This window comes from Paenibacillus marinisediminis, from assembly GCF_054343325.1.
This window is the reverse complement of record NZ_JBTGUH010000001.1, coordinates 503,250-521,889: the sequence shown is the minus strand read 5'-3', so window position 1 is coordinate 521,889 and position 18,640 is coordinate 503,250. Positions and strand designations below refer to the sequence as shown.

Genomic DNA, 18,640 nt, shown 5'->3' with positions numbered 1-18,640 from the left:
CCTTATCCTAAGAAATATTTCTGCGGATCGAGCTAAGAAATTTCTGAATAATTTCTGAAGGGGAGCGGAAAAGTGAAATACTTGACCGCTGGGAGGTTGCTGAGGAACTTGTACATTTTTCGGAGTGCCTGAATTGTAATCTCGAAAGGCTTGCTTATTTCTTTGTATGCGCTTACGATAAACAGTGAAATAATGGATGTTAGCTGAGACTTTAGAGTAGTGAATCGAAAAAAGATTGCTCTAATACACTTTGGTATGTAAAAATTAACTTAAGCTTGTTAACAATGAATGAAGATGGTGGTGATCAGGTGGTAACGATTAAAGATGTAGCAAGAGAGGCTAACGTATCGATTACGGTCGTATCGAAGGCGTTGAATGGCTATCCTGATGTGAGTGAGGATACTCGTCGCAAAGTTCTTAAGATAGCGGAAGAGCTTAAATACACCCCGAATATGCTTGCGAAAAATTTAAAGCAGAAGGTATCCAGATCCATTGCGCTTATTTTCTCCAACTTTGAGTTTGCCAATGGCAAGGACGGGGTGCTGTTCCAAATGATGAGCGGCATTTACGCTGCGGCGGTCGCTAATCAATACGAAGTAGTTATCTACACAAGAAGCTTATCGGAACAGAAGAATATGTCCTATTGGAAATTTTGCAAGGATCATAAAATATCAGGTGCTGTTATTACCGGGCTCAAGACGACAGACCCTTATTTTCTGGAAATTGTAAATAGTGACTTTCCATGCGTAGTGCTGGATGCGGACATGGAGGGTGAGCATACAGGCTCGGTATCAACCGATAATGTCAGCGCGGCGAAGGCTGGGGTTGAATACTTGATTCAGAAGGGCCATCGCAGAATCGGCATGATCAACGGTCATGACTTTGCGGTAGTCAGCCGTCAGCGTATGAAAGGCTATAGAGCGGCGCTGGAGTCGCAAGGAATTTCTTATGACCCTAGCATCGTTGTTTATTCGGACTTTCTCGAAGAATCGGCCTATGATTTGGCGGAATCCTATCTGCAGAACAACCCGGATGTGACAGCCCTATTTTTCGCATCTGATCTGATGGCTATTGGCTTTATGAACCGTTGTCGTGAATTGGGAATCCGTATCCCTGAAGATCTATCGATTATGGGCTTTGACGATATCGTGCTGTCAAGCTATACGACGCCTAAGCTGTCTACCATTCAGCAGAACTTTCATAAGCTTGCCTATAGAGCGTGCGAACAGGTGATTAGCATTCTCGAGAAAGAGGAAAAGGGAAAGCATATCATGATGCCGTATAGGGTTATTGACAGAGAGTCAATCAAAGAACTATAATCAAATAGAAAACGTTTTCGGAACACGATTCAACTTGTGCATTTGAAGGCGGTTTCTATTTTTTTATAAGAATCGAAATCGTTTTCGCAGACCTTATACTTCAGACATCATACCAACCATAAGGGGAAATGGGCATGTATAACAATAAGGAGCTAACAGGCGTGCGACGCATGAACAGCAGGCATCCGTATAATGTTTATTTGACATCAGGAGAATACATGAAAGCATCGGGCACACAAGATGGATACTTCCCGGACTTCGGACATCACATAGCGAATGAGATGGGCGGCATATGGCTGCATCCGATTAAACTGTTGGATGGATTCTGGCTTCGAGTTACAGACCTGGATCGCAACATCTCAGTGTGGTCGAAAGCAGACGAATATGAAACGTACCCTTGGGGCAATTCATTTCGTTATGATGCGGGATTAGGGCACATTCCAGTAGAGATTAAGCGAACTCAGTTCGCGCCGGAGCTCGAGAAGGGACTTGTTACTCATTATGAAATACACAATTATGCCAAGGGCGAGACTCGTTTAAAGCTCGAGCTGCTCGCTCGTACGGATTTGCGTCCAGTGTGGTTTTCTGATGAGATTGGTATCGTTGACGGTGCGCAGGATGAAGTGAAAGCGGTTCATAATCGGTTAATGTTGGCAAAAGATTGCGATCATGACTGGTATGCGATAGTAGGTACGGACCTGCCGGGTGAAGCTTATGAGATCGGAAAGGAATTGTACGGTCCAGAATATACGAGCGGCAATGGATGCGGTATGCGCTTCGAAACAACGGTTACGCTTAAGGCTGACGAGCGCTTGTCCTTTAACTTATTCATTGCAGGCTCCTATAAATCAGAGCAGGAATGCAAACAGACCTACAATACCATTTCAAACCATCATGAGCGCTTGTATCAAGAGAAGCTGGCAGTTTATGAGTCGGTGCAAGCTCGATCCAGTTTAGAAGTTGAGGGCGAAACCGAATTCAATGATATATTTAAATGGCTCAAATGGAACAACCAATGGCTCGTGCAGAAGGTAGATGGGATTGGTCGCGGCTTAACAGCAGGCAGTCCGACTTATCCATGGTGGTTCGGCTGTGATAATTCCTATTCTCTGCAAGGCGTGCTCGCGATTGGCGACCATGAGCTTGCGAAGGATACGATGCGTTTATTGCTGGACTCCTCGAAACGCCATAATGGCAATGGGAGAATCGTGCATGAGATCACGACGATGGGGGCAGTCTCGAACCCTGGTAATACGCAGGAGACAGCTCATTATATATGCATGGTGTGGGATATGTACCGCTGGACAGGAGATAAGGAGCTGCTGCTTGAGAATTATGAGTACTGCAAGCTTGGCATGAATTGGCTTCTTCATGAGATGGACCCTGACGGCGACCTGTTTCCTTCCGGATATGGCATCATTGAGATTGCCGGCCTGAATATGGAGCTGATTGATTCCGCAGTTTATACAGCGAAAGCGCTGCAATCTCTTGCGTTAATATGCACGGAGATGGGAGATGAAGAGCAGGCTGCTCGATATGATGAGATCGCGAAACGTGCTGTTCAAGCGATCAATGATGTTTATTGGGATGAAGAGCAGCAGCTGTATGCGGATGCTGTTGCGCCTAAGAAGGATGTGATGGAGAAGGTTGACTTCATGGTCTCCATGGCTGAACAGAATGGTATTGAAGGCTATCGGAGCTATCTAGAGCGGCAGCTTGCACGCGTTGAAGATGTGAATGTAGATCTAGGCTGGATCATTAATAAGAACTGGGTCATCTCAACTCCGATGGAAGCGGGCATCGCGGATCTGGATAAAGGGAAGCTCGCTATTCAGAATATGCGCAATTCCGACTTCATCGGCGAGTATGGTTCTTATCTGTCGGGCACATTCCAGCAAGCTACGATGACCATTAGCACGGGTGTTCACGCTGTTGCAGAAGCTATGTACGGAGAAGCCGATGCTGCGCTTGATCTGCTTAAACGAATGAGCCGCACATTCTCCAAGAATTTGCCTGGCTCGATGAGCGAAATGTCGCCTGATTACGGGTGTGTGGTACAGGCATGGACGATATATGCAATGGCTGTTCCAACCATCGTGCATTTCGTTGGCGTTCAACCGGAAGCGCATAAACGATCGGTTACGATTGCACCTAATCTGCCAACTGAATGGTATGGCAAGACCGTGACGTTGAAGCAAGTGCGCGTAGGCGATGCTAGGTTCGACATCAAGCTGTGTGCAGCGGATGGAAAGCTGGGCATTGAAGTGAAGAATGAAGCGGGCTATGAAGTTGTTGTCGTATGGAATGGACAAGAACATCGATCTACCGATACGATGATCGAACTTTCACTAGCTTAAATGAATGAAGTATGAATACTAAACAATATTCTTTCTATTATTCCAGTGTTAACTTCGCTATGTGCGTGTACAGCGTCTATATTATGCTGTATCTCAGTGAGTCGGGTTACACTGCATTTGAAATAGGTCTATTTACAGCGCTGTCCGGCATAGTGGGCATAGCAGCGCAGCTGTTCTGGGGCGCGATAGCGGATCGCGTCTCCGTTCCGAAGCTGCTAGTCATCATCATGCTGCTGATGATCGGTGTCTCATTCAGCATTAACGCAGTTCCTGACGCTTGGCGTGTCTATTTCATTCTAGCTGTTGTGTTTCTGCAATCTCCAATTACCCTATTAAGTGAAACATGGGCGCTTACGGGCAATCAAAGTCTGGCGGCTCGATTTGGATTCATTCGCGGGTTAGGCTCGCTTGGCTGGGGACTCTCCTCGCTCGTATCGGGAACCTTAATCGGATGGCTCGGCTTCGAGGCGATGTTTCCCTTGTATGCAGTGCTGTTCATCATTCCGATGGCGGTGATGATCGCGGTCATGAGGTATTCGACAAAATCACCAGCTCAAGTTGAAGCACAAGCAGGGTGTGTATCGGAGAGTGGTGAATCGGACAGCTCCAATCAGGCAGAGAATCATAGTGTGAATGGATCGTACCGAGGAATGTTTGGATCTCTGTTTATTGCTGTTGTGCTCTTTTTGACCTTTGCTGGTCAGTGCCAGGGTATCTTCGGATTTATGCCGCTGTTTATTCAAGAGCTAGGCGGAGACTCTAGCTATCTAGGGTTGTATACACTGGTAATGACTCTATGTGAAATACCGCTATTTATCTACTCTGATCGTATATTTAATCGATATTCGCTGCGGAGTATCATGTTGTTCATGCTCCTAGCCTATGCACTACGATTTATTCTGCATTGGACGAGCTATTCGCTCGTCGTTGTGCTCGCGCTAAGCATCTTGCAGGCATTGACATACCCGCTGCTCTTCATCGTGGGCAAGCGTCTTGTCCTGCAAACGGTAAGCAGGAATAATCTGAATACAGCTTTTGGTCTGCTCGCATCCATACAATCGCTGTTTGGAATTGGATTCTCGGTGCTGTACGGTTGGGTGATGGAAGCCTTTCAGATTAGAACGTTGTTCATTGTCGGATTGATTCTTTGTTTGATCAGTTATGGGATATACCGCATCTTTTTATATAATAGAATTGATACTCATAACATTCAAACCAATTTATAATTATTGTTAGGAGGAGATTGCATGCCAGTTATTCGAATGGATCATCAGCCAAGAGAGTTATTTCCGGAGTGGAGTGAAGTAAGTCAATACGGCATAAATATGCTCAAGGTTGGACAAGAGGTTGAGCTTCATTATCATAACTGCAACGAATATTGGATTATTATCAGCGGCCGAGGAACCTGCACGACAGAGGGTGATACATATGAGATCGGTCCTGGGGATATGGTGCTGACAAAGGAAGGCGATGAACACTCGCTTATCGTGACTGAAGATATGATAGCCGTATATTTGTATGGAATCATGCCTGCAGACGGAGTAATCGGTCATCTTCATCGTGAACACAACTAGAAGGGAGCTATTCAGATGACGTATAAGATCATTCAGGTAGGTCTAGGCGCTCATGGGTATGGCATCGCTGAACATGTCATTGTCCCATCAACTGACTTCTCGATCGTAGGGCTAGTGGACATTGATCAAGAGCGCTTGAAGCAAGCAGCGGCAGCCTTTCAAGTAAACGAGGCCAACTGTTATTCTAGCTATAAGCAAGCTTTCCAGGAGTGTGAAGCGGATGCCGTATTTATCGCAGTCATATCGCCGCTTCATTATGAAATATGCAAATGTGCATTGGAGCATGGCCTGCACGTCTTAGTGGAGAAGCCGTTTACAGTTACACTTGAAGAAGCGAAGGATCTCGTTTCAATCGCTGACGAGCGGCATCTGAAGCTTATGGTCAATCAGAACTACCGCTATTTCCCGACAGTCGTAACATTGAAGGATGCTATCGTTCGCGAGATCGCTGGCAAGCCTCAGTTTGTAGATGGACAATTCTACTACTATCATGACGGCAAGCCTTATCAACGTCAGATGGATCATTATATGCTTATGGAAATGGCGGTACATCACATCGATATGATTCGTTATCTATTGGATTCGAACATAGCAAGCCTAACGGGCAAGACTTGGAATGCAACAGACAGCGGTTATGCAGGCGAGCCCAGTGTTCATGCAATGTTTGAATATGAGAACGGGCTATCCGCATTCTATACGGGCAGCTTGCTCAGCAAGGGCTTAGCGACTCCATGGGAAGGCATCTGGCGTATTCAATGCGAGCAAGGCTCATTGCATCTTGCGGATATGGGGCAAGGACATGGTGTATACATGGTTGATGAGCAGGGGCAGGTTACCAAGCTTAACACCTTGAAGCTTGAAAAGGAGTCTGTTGATGCCGTCCTATCCGAGTTTGCAGCTTCCATTCGTGAAGATCGTCAGCCGTCGATCTCTGGCGCAGACAATCTGTATACGATGGCGACTTTGCTCGCGACAGATCTATCATCCAAACAGAAGCAAACAATTATGCCGTCTTCTATGCTTGTATAATAGTAGAACTTGATCGATGTAGTTTGATGTATTTCAACCACAACATTTACCAATTTTAAATTATAAAAATGAAAGATTAATTACATTGACAAGAAATAAAATCGGATGCTATAATCGAAATGAAAACGTTTTCGAAATACAAAAAATATTTTTTTGGATAATGCGAAATCGTTTTCGTTTTTTATTACAGAAAGCGAAATCGTTTTCGGATTAAGGAGTGACTTATGCTAAATTACAACAAGAAGTGTTCAGGTGAATTAATGAACTGGGCTTTCAGTGAAGATAAGTTTGATCCTTTGAATCTTGCTAAATGCGAATCAGTCATGTCGCTAGGCAATGGATACATGGGACTTCGTTCGGCAACAGAAGAACCTTACATAGGTGAGAAGCGAAATGTATTTGTAAATGGAACGTTCAACAAGTTTGACGAATTCGAAGTAACGGAGCTTCCGAATGCAGCAGATGTGACTCGAATGGATATGTTTATAGATGGTCATCGCTTCTCTTTAGAGAACGGCAAGGTTGAGGAGTACTCACGTACACTTGATCTGCGGCACGCAGAACTAGTCAGAACTTTCATATGGGAGAACGCTGAAGGCAAGAGAATGCGCTTCATGTTCCGCAGATTTGTATCGTTGGACCAGCTCCATGTGATCGGAATGAAGCTGGAGATTACACCTCTGAATGATGACATTGAGTTTACGATTAGTTCAGGCATTAACGCACAACTGGCCAACTCAGGCAGTCAACATTTTCATGAAGGTGAGAAGCGGATCTTTGACAAGAGAATCATGCAGCTCAATCAAACGACGACAGAATCGAAGGTAGACTTCGTAGTACATGCTGCGCATCGCTTTCAGCTTAATGGAGCTGCGATTGATCCGACGCCTAAGATGGAAATCGATCGCCGCAAGATCTCGATTGAGTACAAGCAATCGGTTCGTGCAGGTGAAACGTTCACGATGCACAAAGTGAGCAGCATTCATACTAGCCGTGATAAAGAATTTGCTGAAGCTTATGATCTCTCCAGCATGCGCGAGAAAGCGCTTCAGGAGCTGAAGCAGGCAGACGAGCAAGGTTATGATGCGCTGTTTGAACGTCACAAGCTAGCATGGGCACGTATCTGGGAAAAATATAGCATTGACATTAAGACCGAACAATCGTTTGATATACTTGCAATCCGCTTTGCAATCTATCATCTCGTTGTTATGGCTCCAGAGCACGATAATCGAATGGGGATCGGTGCAAAAGGGCTTAGCGGTGAAGGCTATAAAGGGCATTCCTTCTGGGATACGGAAATATTCATTCTGCCTTTCTTTATCTACAGCCAACCGCAGATTGCACGATCATTGCTCGAATATCGCTATCAAGGTCTAGAGGGCGCGCGCCGCAAAGCGAAGGAGAATGGCTACAAGGGAGCGATGTACCCTTGGGAAGCAGCGTGGCCAACCGATGGCGAGGTTACTCCAGTATGGGGTGCGGTAGACATCGTGACCGGCTTGCAGACGAAGATATGGTCTGGATTTATAGAACAGCATATAACGTCGGATATCGCGTATGCGGTATGGCATTATTACAAGGCCACTGGTGATCAGGACTACATGGACCGCTGCGGCTATGAGATTCTATTCGATACAGCGACATTCTGGGCCAGCCGTTTAGAATGGAACGAAGATCGTAAGCGCTACCACATCAACGAAGTTATCGGTCCAGATGAGTATAAAGAGCATGTAGACAATAACGCGTTCACGAACTACATGGCACATTTCAATATAGAATTGGCCATTCAATATTATGAGGAACTGGCGGCTGCTCGACCTGAACTGCTGGAGCGAATCGGCAGAACACTCGATCTTGAATCCGCTTACGAGGCGTGGACTAGCAAGATCAATCAGATCTATCTGCCGCAGCCAAATGAAGATCAGATCGTTCCGCAGGATGATACTTATCTCACCTTAGAAACGATCGATCTGACGAAGTACAAGCAGCAGAAGAAAGTAGGCAGCTTGTTCTATGATTACAGCTTGGATCAAGTGTGCAAGATGCAGATCTCGAAGCAAGCGGACATCATGATGCTCTTCTTCCTGTTGGAGAATAAGTTTACTCCAGCGGTAAAGCAAGCGAATTATGAGTATTATGAGCCGAAGACATTGCACGATTCCTCGTTATCGCTCTCGACGCACAGCATTCTGGCGGGCGACTTTGGCGACAATGAATTGGCATACTCGCTGTTCCAAAAGGCAACCGAAATCGATTTAGGACCAAACCCGCACTCTTCCGATGCAGGAATTCATACCGCCTCGATTGGGGGGATATGGGAATGTGTAGTCATGGGCTTTGCCGGACTGCGCATGCTGGGTGGCACGCTGCACTTGAATCCAAGATTGCCTAAGACTTGGTCCGCATTGAGCTTCCCTCTGTACTGGCAGGGCGTTCGAATGGATGTAGAGATGACGCACGATACAGTCAGGATTGAATCCGCAAGTGACAAGCAAGTAGAACTTATTATCCGAGGTAACAACGTTGTTTTCCATAAAGAGCTTTATATTCAACTCTAAGAACTCAGGGAGGTCTTTAAGAATGAAGAAATTAGCTGTCTTGTTATTGGTAACGATGATGTCAACGTTTGTATTATCGGCATGTGGTGGTAAGGACGATGCTACACAAGCAGGAGACCCAGCTGCTACGACTCCTGAGAAGAAGGATGAAGTTGTTGAATTGAAATTCACAGTGTGGGGCGAGCCTGGAGGAGATAATCCTGAGGCCAAATTAACGGAAGAGTTTAACAAAGCGCATCCGAACATTAAAGTCACGTTCGAACCGGTTCCTGGTGATGGTTATGGGACAAAGCTCACGACTTCTCTAGCTGCAGGCAATGCTCCAGATGTGTTTCTGATTGGTGAAGGAGACTACTATAAATATGTGGATAAAGGCGTAGTAGAGCCTCTGGATGATTATCTTGCTAATGACCCAGAATTCAAAACGGATATTTTTCATCCAGCAATATTAGAGCAGGGCAATATTAATGGCAAACAGTATTATCTGCCTAAAGACTTTAATCCGCTCTCCTTATGGTATAACAAGAAGCTGTTTGATGAAGCTGGATTGGAATATCCTAATGATAATTGGACTTGGGCGGATCTGAATGATGCTGCGAAGAAGCTGACGAAGAAGGATGACTCCGGCAAATATACGCAGTTCGGTTATAACGCAGCCAAATGGGAATATGCCGTATACACCTACTTATGGTCGAATGGTGCAGACATCTCAAACGAGGACGGCACGAAAGCTGAAGGCTATATGAACAGCGAGAAGACAATTGCTGCGGTTGAAGACTATGTAGCGATGTCCAAGGGAGCGGATAAAGTATCTCCGACACCTCAGGATGCGGAGACATTGGGCGGAGACAGCTCGATGTTTATGACGGATAAGCTCGCGATGATGACAACAGGCCGTTGGGTGAAATACGACCTGGATCGCTCCAACATCGACTATGGCACAGCTATGATTCCTATGGGTAAAGATGGAAGCCGCAACGGTATCATCTGTTCCGCAAGCTGGGCGATTAACGCTAACAGCAAGCATAAACAAGAAGCTTATGAGCTTGTAAAATGGTTGTCCGGTAAGGAAGCACAGAAGCTTCGTTCTGAAGGCGGTACCGTTCTGCCAGCTACAGTTGATGAGCTGGAAGAAGTGAAGAAGACTGAAGTTGCGGATAAAGCTGTAATCGATATGATGGATTATGCTAAGAAGCCAGTTACGATGTTGTCTGGCTACGGCCCAATCTTCACTGAAGAATTCAATAAGGCTATGGAGAAGATTCTGCTTGATAAAGCGACTGTAGCAGACGCTTTGAACGAAGCAGCCAAAACGATAGACAGCAAAATACAGAAGTAAGCTAATCATGGGGTGAAGCTGCGATGGTTCAGCTTCACCCTCTATCTTCAAGGAGGTCGCTATGAAAAGCAAACTTCGTTCAGAAAGCACTGGGTATTGGTTTATTCTGCCTTGGTTTCTAGGGTTGCTGATCTTCACGATCGGACCCATGATCTTCTCGCTAGTTCTATCATTCAGTCAGTGGGATGTAATAACGGGTCTAGATTCTATCGAATTTGTAGGCTTGGAAAACTTCAAAAATATATTTCATGATGAATTGTTCTATCAATCCTTGAAGGTTACGTTTGTATTTGCATTAGTGTCAGTTCCTTTGTATCAGATCGCCTCTTTATTAGCTGCGATGCTGTTGAACATGCGAACTAGAGGAATGAAATTTTTCCGACTTGCATTCTTTATGCCTTCAGTCATTCCGGCAGTTGCGGTTTCGATGATGTGGTTAATGATTTTGAATCCAGAATATGGGTTATTGAATCGTGCGTTAGCACTCATTGGTATTCAAGGACCGGCTTGGCTGCAGGACCCGGATTATGCGCTGAGTGCTCTTATCGTTATGGGTCTATGGGGAGTAGGGAATACAATCATTATTTATTTGTCAGGTCTGCAAGGAGTTCCGGAAGAATTGTATGAAGCATCACAACTGGATGGGGCAGGAGTTATTCGCCGCTTTGTAAGTGTGACCGTTCCTATGATATCTCCCACGATATTCTTCAACTTGATAATGGGGATAATCGGTGGTTTCCAATATTTCACGCAAGCATTCGTGATGACGAATGGCGGACCGTTGAATTCAACCTTGTTTTATAACTTGTTCCTATATAATAAGGCGTTCGTAAGCTATGAGATGGGATATGCCTCTGCACTATCATGGATCTTATTTGCAATCATATTAGTATTCACGCTGCTTGTAATTAAGAGCTCATCCGCATGGGTTTATTACAATGGCGACGATGATAGGGACTGAGGGGGAATAGATCATGAACTTCAAATTGTATTTAAAAAACAATATAGCTAAAATGATCGCGTTTCTCATCTTAATCGTCGGGACTGCTATCATATTAGTTCCTTTATTATGGACTTTTTCAGTCTCACTGAAGACGCCTGCTGAAGTGTTTGCCGACAATTTCTTCCCAGAAGTGTGGCAATGGAGCAACTATAAAGATGCCGTTACAGCCATACCGTTCTTCAAATTTTTAGGTAATACACTTATTATTCTCATTCCGGTGCTGATCGGTACGGTGTTCACATCCGCGTTATGTGCGTACGGATTTGCCAGATTTAAATTTAGAGGAAAACGGGGACTGTTCCTTGTTCTATTGGCAACGATGATGCTGCCAGGTCAGGTAACGATGATTCCGATGTTCTTGCTGTTCAAATCATTTGGCTGGGTGGACTCGTTCCTGCCATTGATCGTACCTGCCTTCTTCGGCGGCGGCGCATTTAACATCTTCTTGATTCGTCAGTTTATGCGCGGCATTCCGAAGGATTTGGATGAAGCTGCATTCATGGATGGGGCGAACCGTTGGAGCATCTTCACCAAGATCATGCTTCCGCTCAGTAAGCCGCCGTTAATCGCAGTAGGGATCTTTACCTTTATGGGGGTATGGAATGACTTCCAAGGTCCGTTGATTTACCTGAACTCGACGGATAACTATACGCTCGCATTAGGCTTATCCATGTTCAAGGGCATGTACAACATTGAATGGAACATGCTGATGGCCGCGACTATTCTTATCATGCTGCCAGTGTTGATCGTATTCTTCGTAGCGCAGAAGTACTTTATTGAAGGGATCTCGATTTCTTCTGCGATGAAAGGATAGCAGGTTTCATTGACTCATTTAAAAGTTGTAGGCTTGGACTTGGGATCCGGCACGATTGTCGGCTGGATGGAAGGAGTGAACTATGTATGGATGTTAGAGCCGTACTGTTTGATCTAGATGGCGTTATTACAGATACAGCGGAATATCATTTTATAGCATGGAAGCAGCTTGCAGATCAGCTTGGAATTGAGATCGACCGTCAGTTCAATGAGCTGCTGAAGGGCGTCAGCCGCATGGAGTCGCTCGAGCGCATTCTGCGTCATAGCCAATGCCAGCATCAATATACTCCTGAACAGAAGCTGACATTGGCGACTCAGAAAAATGAGGAGTATATTAAGCTGCTGGAGCAGGTAACTCCTGAGGATACTTACCCGGGCATCCGGGAGCTGCTGCTTGAATTGAAGGAAGCAGGAGTGCGCACGGTTGTCGCATCCGCTAGCAAGAATGCGCCGCAGATCCTGAACTCCTTGCAATTAACCAAGATGTTCGATTACATCGTCAATCCAGATGAGGTTAAGCATGGCAAGCCAGCGCCAGATATTTTCCTTCGCGGGGCTGAAGCTGTTGGCGTTAGGCCTGAGCAATGCATTGGAATTGAGGATGCTCAAGCAGGAGTAGAGGCGATTAAAGCTGCGCGCATGGTTGCGGTCGGAATTGGCGAAGAGCATGTATTGAAGCCTTCGGGTGCTGATATTGTGCTGCCTACAACCGCTTCATTAACGCTATCGTTCTTGTTGAATGTAGAGGAGTCATTTATTTCAAAGTGAATGTTGAATTGATGTTACATAAAGGCCAGTAAACAGCCTCTCAGGATTAAAGGTCCTAAGGGGCTGTTTTGAGTTATTTAGGTTGTTTGTTTCTACACCAATAAGAAGCCGCTTACCTAGTCGATGAGACTGGGTAAGCGGTTTTTTTGTCCGATAGCACATACGGTGACAGTAAGGCCGTATGACCCGCCCTTGAACGGACACAGGGGCCGCTATTTACTTCAAAACTAGCACTAAACGGCTTATTCGGGTCAAATAACGGCTCCTGTGTCCGCTCCCGGCCCTTGTAGATAGCTAACCGCTCTATTACAGGAAGCTCATTTATGTGTTGGATAATCATCTTAACTGATTATTTACCGTGACAGCTCATGGCTCATACAATGGGGGCAGTACAGATAAGGAGGCTTGATGAATGTGATTACTGAGGAATTGTATGTAGAGGATCTGGGAGCGATGGTCCATGCTAGCTTTGGACAAGGCGCAGCAATTCGTCATGAACAGGGAACTAGCTCTATTTGCTTTATTAGCAATGGAAGTCCTGCTGTTTTTTATGAATTTGAGTTATTTTCAGGTAAGCTGCTGTTTTCACAAGCGCTGCCGCCAATAGATTGTGTATGGGGCATCTGCTGCACTCCTGAAGGAGAGGTTTACTTCAGCGGCACAATAGATTCGATATTATATCGTTATCGTACTACCGGACAACTAGAGCAGCTGGGCGAGAATCCTTCCAATCCATGGGTGATCAATCTAGTGCCTGATGAGCAATGTATATGGGGTGGAACCTATCCCCAATCGAAGTTGTTTTCTTATGATCGTCAAACTGGGCAGTATCAGGATTACGGGACGATATTAGAAGGACAGGATTATCTTCGCGGCATCGTTCGGGATGAAGACTGGCTGTATCTAAGCACAGGAAGTACGAAGTACCTCATGCGATATAACCTCCGCACACAAGTGAAGGAGGAAATCATGCTTGAGAAGCTGTCCCATACATCTGGCTTTCTGGACCGGCTCTGGATAGTGGATCGTTTCTTATTTGTGGCATCAGACTTCATCCATATGTATGTCTATGACTTAGATACCTACGAGCTGATCGATCAGTTTGACTTCGACAATCTGATGTTGGTTACTCATCCGAAGGACGCCAAGCTCTTACTGTATAAGGCTGGAGATACACTTTGCGCTTGGCACAAGGAGCTCAGAACCTCTGTTACGATCATCGATAGCGGTCTGCCGACTGGACGCTGCAAGGCGTTGGAATGGGTAAAGTATGAAAATGAAGATTATATCGCACTCGTTACTGTAAACGCTGAGCAAGCCATTATTCGTCTATCTGATCTGAGTATCATGCGTAGTATGCTCAAAATTGAACCTCAGTCATTGCTGCTAACATGCTTCGAGGTAAGTCCTGATGATGGTTGTCTATACATAGGCGGCTATCATAGAGGGATGACCAAATATGATCCAGTGTCACAGAAGATAGATTGGACGATCGGATTGTTTCCGCAAACAGAAGGCATGACGTTTCATGACGGACAGGTATACTTCGGCACTTATACGCATGCTCATCTCTACAGATATGATCCACAGAAGCAGCTGCATTTTGATTGGTTCAAAGGTAGCAATCCTGATTGGATAGGACAGATTGAGCATAAACAGGATCGACCGTTCACAATGATTGCAGGTGACCGATATGTATTCTCGGGGACAGTGCCTGATTACGGACGGCACGGTGGTGCGCTTGCAGTATGGGACACTGAAGCTGAAACGCTGGAAACGTTTCCGCAGGTGGTAGAGAATCAATCCATACTAGGTCTAGCCTATTGGAATGGTTATGTGTTCGGAAGCTCATCGGTATGGGGAGGCCTTGGCAATCCTCCTGTTGAGGGGCCAGCCAAAATATTTGTTTGGGATGTAGAGAACAAGAGGAAGATAGCTGAGTTTGTTCCTCATATTCCCGATGCTGTTCAACAGCCGCTCATGATAGGTGAATTGTCGCTTGGTCCGGACGGCTTAATCTGGGGAGCTGATGACGGTACCCTATTCGCAATAGATCCTGAAACGTATCAGGTCGTTAAGAGCAAGGTTGTCTACCCTACCGCTTATGCTTATAGCAAGTGGCGGCCCATCTGTGTTCGCTGGGGCAAGAACGGGCTGTTGTACACCACGTTAGCACGGCGAATTACCATCTTAGATCCTCATACTCTGGAGCATCGCACCTTCACCGATGATATTGTCGGCCATATCGCGATTGATGCGGAGCATCGCATCTACTTTAACAGAAGCAACAAGCTGTTTCGCCTCACGTTACCAGATAATCTTTTTAAATGATTATATATCCAGCCCGTGTTCAGCTCTTATGATGAGTGTACACGAGATACCTCTAAGAAAGGAGCCGAGCGTATGCAGCAGGGTACTTCTATTATCACTCCGCCATCGCCTAAGCGACGTCGATCACGTCTTGGTGTATTCAGCGACGGAGATTTATATCTCATGTTAATTCCAGGCATTATCTTCTTCCTGCTATTTCGTTATCTGCCTATCTGGGGGATTGTCATTTCGTTTCAAGATTATAATCCTTTCGCAGGGATATGGAGAAGTGAATGGGTAGGCTTAAAGCATTTTATAACACTTTGGAATTATGATGGGTTTTGGTCGATTTTTTGCAACTCCCTTGCTATTAGCATGCTTAACTTAGCTTTCTTCTTCCCGGTGCCGATCATTTTGGCATTAATGCTTAATGAAGTAAGCAAAAAATATTTCAAAAACATCGTTCAATCGATTATTTATATGCCGCACTTTATTTCATGGGTGGTCGTTGCAGGGATGACATACTTGCTGCTGTCTACTCATGATGGAATTGTAAACGAATACATTGTGAAAATAGGCGGACAAGCGCAGAACTTCTTAACCTCAAGTGAGTGGTTCAGGCCCTTGATTATCCTGCAGAGCATATGGAAGGAAGCAGGCTGGGGAACGATCATCTTTCTAGCGGCACTTTCAGGTGTCGACCCTCAGTTGTATGAAGCTGCAGTAGTGGATGGTGCTAATCGCTGGAGGCAGCTCTGGCATATTACGCTGCCGGCGATTCGCAGTACGATACTCATTCTTCTCATTCTTCGCTTAGGTCACGTGCTTGATAATGGATTTGAACAGATCTTTCTTATGCTGAGCGCGACAACATATGGTGTAGGCGATGTGTTCGAAACTTATGTTTATCGAGAAGGACTTGTGGGAGGGAACTACAGCTATACGACTGCAATTGGTCTATTCAAGTCCGTTATTGGCTTAATACTCGTCGTACTTGCTAATAAACTAGCGAAAGTGTTTGGCGAGGAGGGAGTTTACTAATGATTAAGATTCGCAGCCGTGGAGAGATCGCCTTTGATGGCTTGAACTATGTAGTGCTTATATTTTGCGCGGTAATCACATTATTTCCTTTCTGGTATATTCTAGCCGTCTCGCTATCACCGCTGGAGCAGGTCATGCGAGGTGGACTCATTCTATGGCCAGAAACATTTACGTTTGATTCCTACAAGCTGATTCTAAACAACTCGCACTTTACTAGAGCACTGTGGATGACGATATCACTAACGGCTGTCGGCACTCTTACCAATCTCGTGTTAACTGTGCTTATGGCGTATCCGTTATCCAAGAAGCGATTAAAGGGCAGACGAGTGATGCTGTTCCTCGTATTGTTCACCATGCTTTTTTCAGGCGGGATGATTCCAAGCTTTCTCGTCATGAAATGGCTTGGATTGCTTAATTCCTTTTGGTCGGTCATTATTCCAAGCGGCATTAGCGCGTTCAACTTAATTATATTGAAGAACTTCTTTCAAGGGATTCCTGAAGAACTGGAAGAATCCGCGAAGATGGACGGCTGTACCAATATGGGGGTTCTATTTCGCATCGTTCTCCCGTTATCGTTGCCGGCGATGGCTACATTCACTCTATTTTACGCTGTAGGCCACTGGAATCAGTTCTTTTCATCTATTATGTATGTAACCAATTCCAAGCTATGGCCGATTCAAGTGATATTGAGACAGATGATTATTCAAGGCTCAACAGAAGAATTCCAAGCAGCAATTGCAAATGAAGCATTGGAAATTATGCCGACGACGATTAAAATGGCAGCCATTATCGTAGCGACCGTACCTATCCTATTCGTCTATCCGTTTTTACAGAAGCACTTTGCTAAAGGGGTATTACTTGGATCAGTAAAAGGCTAATGGTTTTTAGGACATTTGCCTTTCTGATAGATCATTCATTACAGGAGGGGTAATCGTGAACCAAATCAGAAAGAAATTCGCGTTCATGCTAGTCGCAGTTATCATGCTGTCTCTACTATCGGCATGCGGCGGGGAAAGCACGAAGGATGCTAAAGGTGAAGGAACGGAAGCAAAGCCCGAGCAGACAACTAAGCCAGACAATAAGACAGACAATAAGCCTAAGGAAAGGCTCAAGATTAGCATGATGTATCCGCTTAACGGCGATGCGCCGCAGAAGAGTGAAGCTTGGAAGTGGATGGAAGACAAGTTGGATGTTGAGTTGGATCTTCTTGCCATTCCATCAGGCGGTTATTTGGAGAAGACTCGACTCACCGTTGCTTCAGGAGAGCTGCCAGACCTTATGGTATGGACGACATATCCTGACCCAGAACTTCTCAAATACATTCGTCTAGGCGCATTTAAAGAGCTGGATTCTGTCGTTACTCAATATCCAAACATTATGGAAACACCTCAGCAAACATTTGATAACGTCAAGGTAGATAAGAAGTTGTATTCCATCCCAAGAACACGTCCCCTTCAAACAAGCACCGTGTTCATTCGTAAAGATTGGTTAGATCAACTAAACCTCGAAATTCCTAAGACAGTAGAGGAATTTGCTGATGTTGCTGTGAAATTCACGACGATGGACCCTGATCAAAATGGAAAGGATGATACATTTGGAATCGCAGTTGGTGAGCAGCTCACCTTCCTGGATCAGCTGTGGATGGCGTTTGATGCGGGGAATATGTGGAGAGCTTCGGAAGATGGCACGCTAGAGAATTGGCTGGTAAGTCAAGGACGCAAGGATTCGCTGAATTGGCTGGCCAACCTGTATAAGCAAGGTGCTATTGACAAGGATTTTCCTGTATTGAATTATTCTCAAGTTCATGAGAAGTTTATTGCTGGTAAGATGGGGATTATGATAGGCGCAGGCGTTACAAACTACGGTCAAGAAGTGGCTGACGCTCAAAAGCTGAATCCTAAAGCAGAGATTATCATGATCGATCCGCCAGTTGGTCCAACCGGCAAGTACGGTGTTATGCAATCCCACGGCTTCTATGGTCACTGGGTCATTAACGCTAAGGTTTCGGATGAGAAGCTGAAGAAGATTATGGAGGTTCTGGACTGGCAGGCAACACAGGATGCGCTTGATTTCAAACGTGTAGGAGTTGAAGGAGTTCACCATAATATGGTGAATGGAGCCCCTGTATTGACAGATCAATACAAGGCTGACGGAGTGCTCAACCTCGTCGCACACAACAAATTCAACCCTTACTATACGACACCAGGTGCTCCTGAAGCAGTCGCGCAAGCTCAACTGGATGAGTGGAAGAAGATCGAAAAGCTCGGTGTGACGAATCCTGCGGTTGCTGTCTTAACACCGACGATGCAAGAGAAAATGGCCGATCTCGAAAAGTTTGCTATGGAGTACTCCATTAAAGTCGTAACCGGTGAAAAATCGATCGATTCGTTTGATGCTTTTGTAGCGGAATGGAAGAGCAAGGGCGGCGAACAAATGACAAAAGAAGTAAATGAATGGTATGCTAAGAATAAGTAATAAAGGACAATAAATGGAAAGAGGGAGCCGACTTCTCCCTCTTTTCCTAATTTT

General features: G+C 45.3%; 14 protein-coding genes. All 14 read left to right on the top strand.

The genetic code is table 11. The features are described 5' to 3' along the window. The first annotated feature begins 308 nt into the window (after window positions 1-308). The 14 genes from ACXX53_RS02385 to ACXX53_RS02320 all read left to right on the top strand — a co-directional run bounded on the left by ACXX53_RS02385 (window position 309) and on the right by ACXX53_RS02320 (window position 18,586). Window positions 309-1,319, top strand: a complete 1,011-nt coding sequence (locus ACXX53_RS02385) for a LacI family DNA-binding transcriptional regulator (RefSeq protein ID WP_458566993.1) — start codon at window positions 309-311, stop codon at window positions 1,317-1,319. Window positions 1,320-1,453: 134 nt separating this feature from the next. Continuing rightward, window positions 1,454-3,676 (top strand): alpha-L-rhamnosidase-related protein, encoded by a 2,223-nt coding sequence (locus ACXX53_RS02380; RefSeq protein WP_458566992.1) that lies wholly within the window; start codon window positions 1,454-1,456, stop codon window positions 3,674-3,676. A gap of 11 nt (window positions 3,677-3,687) precedes the next feature. Then, a complete protein-coding gene (locus ACXX53_RS02375; protein WP_458566991.1) occupies window positions 3,688-4,902 on the top strand; it encodes an MFS transporter in 1,215 nt (404 codons plus the stop codon). Window positions 4,903-4,923: 21 nt separating this feature from the next. Then, the gene (locus ACXX53_RS02370; RefSeq protein WP_458566990.1) at window positions 4,924-5,250 is read left to right on the top strand and encodes a cupin domain-containing protein; all 327 of its coding nucleotides are present in this window, start codon (window positions 4,924-4,926) and stop codon (window positions 5,248-5,250) included. Between the two features lie 15 nt (window positions 5,251-5,265). Then, a complete protein-coding gene (locus ACXX53_RS02365; protein WP_458566989.1) occupies window positions 5,266-6,279 on the top strand; it encodes a Gfo/Idh/MocA family protein in 1,014 nt (337 codons plus the stop codon). A 224-nt stretch (window positions 6,280-6,503) separates the two neighbouring features. Further along, complete coding sequence (locus ACXX53_RS02360; RefSeq protein WP_458566988.1) at window positions 6,504-8,837, top strand: glycoside hydrolase family 65 protein; 2,334 nt, start codon at window positions 6,504-6,506, stop codon at window positions 8,835-8,837. A 22-nt stretch (window positions 8,838-8,859) separates the two neighbouring features. Beyond that, a complete protein-coding gene (locus tag ACXX53_RS02355; RefSeq protein ID WP_458566987.1) occupies window positions 8,860-10,176 on the top strand; it encodes an ABC transporter substrate-binding protein in 1,317 nt (438 codons plus the stop codon). 61 nt (window positions 10,177-10,237) lie between these two features. Continuing rightward, on the top strand, window positions 10,238-11,137 hold the full coding sequence (locus ACXX53_RS02350) for a carbohydrate ABC transporter permease (protein ID WP_458566986.1): 900 nt from the start codon (window positions 10,238-10,240) through the stop codon (window positions 11,135-11,137). Window positions 11,138-11,150: 13 nt separating this feature from the next. Beyond that, entirely contained in the window at window positions 11,151-11,993 is an 843-nt protein-coding gene (locus ACXX53_RS02345) for a carbohydrate ABC transporter permease (RefSeq protein WP_458566985.1), read from the top strand. Between the two features lie 86 nt (window positions 11,994-12,079). Then, entirely contained in the window at window positions 12,080-12,760 is a 681-nt protein-coding gene (gene pgmB / locus ACXX53_RS02340; RefSeq protein WP_458566984.1) for a beta-phosphoglucomutase, read from the top strand. A 408-nt stretch (window positions 12,761-13,168) separates the two neighbouring features. Next, a complete protein-coding gene (locus ACXX53_RS02335) occupies window positions 13,169-15,091 on the top strand; it encodes a hypothetical protein (RefSeq protein ID WP_458566983.1) in 1,923 nt (640 codons plus the stop codon). 72 nt (window positions 15,092-15,163) lie between these two features. Beyond that, a complete protein-coding gene (locus tag ACXX53_RS02330; RefSeq protein WP_458566982.1) occupies window positions 15,164-16,111 on the top strand; it encodes an ABC transporter permease in 948 nt (315 codons plus the stop codon). Then, complete coding sequence (locus tag ACXX53_RS02325; protein ID WP_458566981.1) at window positions 16,111-16,989, top strand: carbohydrate ABC transporter permease; 879 nt, start codon at window positions 16,111-16,113, stop codon at window positions 16,987-16,989. The genes ACXX53_RS02330 and ACXX53_RS02325 overlap by 1 nt, the downstream gene beginning before the upstream one ends. Before the next feature lie 55 nt (window positions 16,990-17,044). After that, window positions 17,045-18,586 (top strand): extracellular solute-binding protein, encoded by a 1,542-nt coding sequence (locus ACXX53_RS02320; protein WP_458566980.1) that lies wholly within the window; start codon window positions 17,045-17,047, stop codon window positions 18,584-18,586. The last annotated feature ends 54 nt before the right edge of the window (window positions 18,587-18,640 follow it).

Excerpts from the sequence above, each read along its gene's own strand:
- ACXX53_RS02330 (WP_458566982.1), top strand. The coding sequence starts at position 15,164 with ATGCAGCAGGGTACTTCTATTATCACTCCGCCATCGCCTAAGCGACGT.
- ACXX53_RS02360 (WP_458566988.1), top strand. The coding sequence starts at position 6,504 with ATGCTAAATTACAACAAGAAGTGTTCAGGTGAATTAATGAACTGGGCT.
- ACXX53_RS02355 (WP_458566987.1), top strand. The coding sequence starts at position 8,860 with ATGAAGAAATTAGCTGTCTTGTTATTGGTAACGATGATGTCAACGTTT.
- ACXX53_RS02325 (WP_458566981.1), top strand. The coding sequence starts at position 16,111 with ATGATTAAGATTCGCAGCCGTGGAGAGATCGCCTTTGATGGCTTGAAC.
- pgmB (WP_458566984.1), top strand. The coding sequence starts at position 12,080 with ATGGATGTTAGAGCCGTACTGTTTGATCTAGATGGCGTTATTACAGAT.
- ACXX53_RS02350 (WP_458566986.1), top strand. The coding sequence starts at position 10,238 with ATGAAAAGCAAACTTCGTTCAGAAAGCACTGGGTATTGGTTTATTCTG.
- ACXX53_RS02375 (WP_458566991.1), top strand. The coding sequence starts at position 3,688 with ATGAATACTAAACAATATTCTTTCTATTATTCCAGTGTTAACTTCGCT.
- ACXX53_RS02365 (WP_458566989.1), top strand. The coding sequence starts at position 5,266 with ATGACGTATAAGATCATTCAGGTAGGTCTAGGCGCTCATGGGTATGGC.
- ACXX53_RS02380 (WP_458566992.1), top strand. The coding sequence starts at position 1,454 with ATGTATAACAATAAGGAGCTAACAGGCGTGCGACGCATGAACAGCAGG.
- ACXX53_RS02370 (WP_458566990.1), top strand. The coding sequence starts at position 4,924 with ATGCCAGTTATTCGAATGGATCATCAGCCAAGAGAGTTATTTCCGGAG.
- ACXX53_RS02335 (WP_458566983.1), top strand. The coding sequence starts at position 13,169 with ATGAATGTGATTACTGAGGAATTGTATGTAGAGGATCTGGGAGCGATG.
- ACXX53_RS02345 (WP_458566985.1), top strand. The coding sequence starts at position 11,151 with ATGAACTTCAAATTGTATTTAAAAAACAATATAGCTAAAATGATCGCG.